Raw genomic sequence first — 4,288 nt, forward strand, 5'->3', positions numbered from 1 at the left:
TAACCTTAACAGGTACTTCATCCGTAGAGCCATCTGGGTAAGTTACAACTACGGTTGCGTCTTTATCCCCTGTTGTAGAAGTATCTACTTCCTCTTTAAAGGTATACTTTGTACCTGCTGGGAGATCAGCTGTATTTGCAATAGATTTTTCTGCTTCTGGTGTTGCATTCAATTCTACTGTCTGATTTTGACCTTGCGCATCATATTTGACATTATCAGGACGACTGTCGATAACTTTAACCGTCACAGGCACTTCGACTGTTTTCTCTGGTAGACCATTAGCCTTATCTTCTGGATAGGTTACAAGGACAGTTGCAGGCTTATCACCTGCTGTTGTCGTATCAACATTTTCTTTCCATTTATAGGTTACGCCATCTCCAAGCTGGTCAACATTGGCAATTGCAGCACTAGCTGTTGGAATTTCATTTAATTCAACTGAAATGGTTTGACCGACTGGATCTATAGAAGCGATAAGAGAATCCATAGCCAAAGCATTGTTGAGAGTTTTGGTATTTTCTCCCTGTTCATATACCCCAACAGTAATATTGGATTGACGTTTTATATCTGCAGGTACTGTGAAATTCGTACTTGCTGCAGGTTCAAATGTTCCATCTACAGTTGAAAGAATGGTCACCGCGTCACCAGAAGGGTTACCATCTACAAACCATTGTACTTGATATTCACGGCTAGGGAGCAATCCACCAACTCGAGCTTCCACAACATCACCAATTGCGGCATTATTTTTGCCACTATTGTCATATTTCAAAGCATCAATCATTGGCTGTGGTGCCAAAATAGCAAAGTTAACAGATGTGATATCGTAACCTACTGTAGCACTTGAAAGGAAACTACCGGCTTCTTGGAAGATATTAGATGAGAAAGTGTTACTCCATACATTGTAATTATCCACTAATGGAGTGACGTACATATAGTCTTGATTAATGTGACGGTAAACTTGGCCAGCCGTCCCATTCCATTTCATCAAGCTATTATTATCCACATCGTCATCTGAAACCAGTTGTCCCCACTGTTCTTCAGAAATTTTATTTGGCGAGAGAGCATTATTCCGTTTGGTAGCACTTACCCCATAAAGACCTCTAAACGGAAGGTAGTAATAACCGTTTGCATCGACAGTTCCAACAACAGTCTCAGCAATATGTGAACCCTCACCATGTTGTGCTTGATAGGTTGTAACAATTTCAGCTTGTGCTTTGCGTAGGTCATCAACCGCATAACCTTTATTGTTAGTTTTCCATTCTTCTATTTGACGAACAACTTCATCATTGAGATAGGAACCAACAACTTTCACACCAGTAGCTTTTACATCATTACTATCGTTAATCCATTGGTTAGCTAGAGTACCTGCAGTATCACCGTTATCATACCAAACATAACCAGAAACCACACCATACCTTCCACGATTAGGCCATTCACCATTTGAATTTGGAGAAACTTCTCGTTGTGATTCAGGCTTGATTAACCAAGTATCTTCGCCCACCTTATCTTGGAAAATAACCATACCATTCACAATGCGATTGATTCCAGCTGTGAAATCCCATGATTCATTTTTCCGATTGAGACGCGTATGGAAACCATAAATGCTATCACCAGCTCGTACAATATTGTATTTGCTAGAATCAGGATTTTCAACCCAAGTACGAATAGCCATTTTTGGATCTCCAGCCAAATTGAACTGGTTTCCATCTTCAAGATCTGCATGATCTAGATTAATAACAAAGGTACCATCTGCTTCAGAAGTTGTGTAGTAAACATTTGAAACATGACCTTTTCCATTGACCCATTGAAGATAAATCTTCACACCAGACATTGGAACTGAACCACTTCCCATACCATCTAGGGTTTCTTCACTTTGTTGAAGCCAAGCCTTACCAGCATAGGAGTGTTTGTCTCCAATTACCCCAGGACTATAAATCGCATTCGCTTGGATCACATCCTGAAGAGACTCTGAAAGGGCTGTAGTGGTAGCTTCTGGCATTGGTGAAGTTGGTGCATTCGCAGCATCCCCAACGGCTCTAAAACGAGCCCGAGGAACGTCAAGAGACTCTTCTTTAGAAGCTTCATTCACTTCACCTGTCGCAGTTTTCTCTTCAGCTTTTAAATCTGCATTTTCAACTTTAAGTGCTGAGGAACTATCAGAAACATCCGAGGAAGCCGTGCTATCGCTGACTTCTTGCGTTGTATTCTCAACCTCATCTGAGGATACTTCGCTCTCATTGCCTTCAGTTTCTGACGATTTTTCGGCTACTTCCGCGGTTGAAGTTGTAGGCGTTTCTACTGCAGTCTCATCATTAGTAAGTTGATCAGAACTTCCCACTGACTCACTAGCCTCTTTAGTTTCCACAGTTGCTTGCACAGCTTCATTTTCGACTGCCGCAGTTACTGAATCTGTATTTTGCGGCTCTACTTGCACTGATGGTAGCGTATTTGATTGTGTCTCATCCGCATTAACACTTGGAGCTGCTACTCCAACAATCACGGCCCCCAACAATACTGACGCAGCACCAAATGAATACTTGCGAATCGAAAATCGTTGCCTATGTTTTCCTTTATAAAACATACTTTTTTCTCCTTTTTTCCTTTACCTTTTTGGGTGCAGTACCGCACAATATCATATTAACACATTTAACTTTAAAATGTCAAATATGTACTGCCCCCAAAAAGTTGGACAATAACTATCAAATAATTAAAGCAAGGACATAGTTCTGTATTGCACAGGGCTAAGTCCTTTTAGGTTAACCTTGATACGTTTGTGATTATAATAATAAATATAGTCCTCAATAGCTCTCTTTAATTGGTTAAGCGACTTGAATTCATGTTCGTGTCCATAAAACATTTCAGATTTCAAAATACCAAAGAAAGATTCCATCATCCCATTATCAGGACTATTCCCTTTCCTAGACATGGAGGGAAGAATCCCTTTTGATTTAAGGAAACGATGATAATAATCGTGTTGGTATTGTCAACCTTGGTCGCTATGAAGGATAGTACCTTGGTAACTCTCCTTTGGGAAGGCTTGCTTTAACATCTGTTGAAGTTAGTACATATTTGGAGAAGTTGAAATATCATAGCTGATAATTTCACTATTAAAGCCATCTAAAACAGGCGATAGGTAAATTTTCCCTGAAGCTATTGAAAACTCTGTAACATCTGTGTATACCTTTTGACAAGGTTTATTAGCTCTGAAATCTCTTTGAATGAGATTGTCTGCTTTTTTTCCCAACTTCCCCTCTGTAAGAAGAATAGTGACGCTTACGACGGATAATAGCTTTTAAGCCTAGGATACGCAATAACCGTTGGACTTTTTTATGGTTAATAGGATAACCGCGATTACGAAGTTCTAAACAAATTCGACGATAGCCATAACGTCCCTTATGCTCCTTGAAAGTAGCTTTGAATCGGTTACACTATCCAATTTGGTAATGTTCCCATATTAGGAAGCGCATAGCAATAGAAACACTCCCTTGAGAATACCCTTCAATCAGAACCTTATCAATGATTTCCCGTTTTAGCTCAGGAGGATAGTGACGATTGGTTGTCTTTTTGATAACATCGATACCATGACGCTCAATTAAGGGGAACATATACCTTAAGTTATTAGTGTTCACACAAAACTGGTCATGAATTTGTGACCAAGTAACGCCTGATTTTCTCATCTCATATATTTTGACTTTATCTTCATAGCTTAATTTCATACAAAAACACCTCAAAAGTTAGATTTTTTTCTGTCCAACTTTTGGGGTGCGGTTCAATATTCATCTTTTATTTTTAATTGTTTTATAATTTAAAAGCTCTAAAATAAAGTTAGCCATTTTGAGAGTATGAAAAAACATCTCAGAGAGATATAATTGTAACCAAAACAACAATTAGAAGGCTTCTGAGATCCAAGACTATTATACACCAAAAGGGAAACACTTGACAATAGCTGACCGTCGACATATTGAGCACTGGCTCAAGGAAAGTCTCTCCAATCATGAAATAGCTAGAAGATTAGCTAAGGCTCCTCAAACAATTAACAACGACATCAGACGAGGGATTGTTAGGCAACAGGTGTTGACAAAGATCCGAAATATCATACAAAAAAAGAGGCTGATGCCTCCCTATTTGTTTATCAACTCCGCCAGTAGGACTCGAACCTACGACATCATGATTAACAGTCATGCGCTACTACCAACTGAGCTATGGCGGATAAGAGCCAAGCGACTACCCTATCTAACAGGGGGCAACCCCCAACTACATCAGGCGTTCTAGGGCTTAACTACTGTGTTCG

1 protein-coding gene, 1 tRNA gene and 3 pseudogenes are annotated in these 4,288 nt (G+C 39.6%); 1 reads left to right on the plus strand and 4 read right to left on the minus strand.

Features of this window, described 5'->3' with window-relative positions; translation table 11 throughout:
* From AALA56_RS09700 to AALA56_RS09710, 3 genes and pseudogenes are all read right to left on the minus strand, one after another.
* A partial coding sequence (locus tag AALA56_RS09700) for a Rib/alpha-like domain-containing protein (RefSeq protein WP_369909845.1) occupies nt 1–2,578 on the minus strand: 2,578 nt, incomplete at its 3' end.
* Nucleotides 2,579–2,704: 126 nt separating this feature from the next.
* Nucleotides 2,705–3,413, minus strand: a pseudogene (locus AALA56_RS09705) (IS3 family transposase); the annotation flags it as partial.
* A 19-nt stretch (nt 3,414–3,432) separates the two neighbouring features.
* Nucleotides 3,433–3,713 (minus strand): annotated as a pseudogene (locus AALA56_RS09710) (IS3 family transposase); the annotation flags it as partial.
* Nucleotides 3,714–3,900: 187 nt separating this feature from the next.
* Here AALA56_RS09710 and AALA56_RS09715 point away from each other — a divergent pair.
* Nucleotides 3,901–4,071: pseudogene (locus AALA56_RS09715) on the plus strand (helix-turn-helix domain-containing protein); the annotation flags it as partial.
* Between the two features lie 62 nt (nt 4,072–4,133).
* Here the strand turns inward: AALA56_RS09715 and AALA56_RS09720 are convergent.
* Nucleotides 4,134–4,207, minus strand: a tRNA-Asn gene (locus AALA56_RS09720).
* Between the last annotated feature and the right edge of the window lie 81 nt (nt 4,208–4,288).

The sequence above is a fragment of the Streptococcus hyointestinalis genome (assembly GCF_041225505.1).
GTDB lineage: Bacteria > Bacillota > Bacilli > Lactobacillales > Streptococcaceae > Streptococcus > Streptococcus hyointestinalis_B.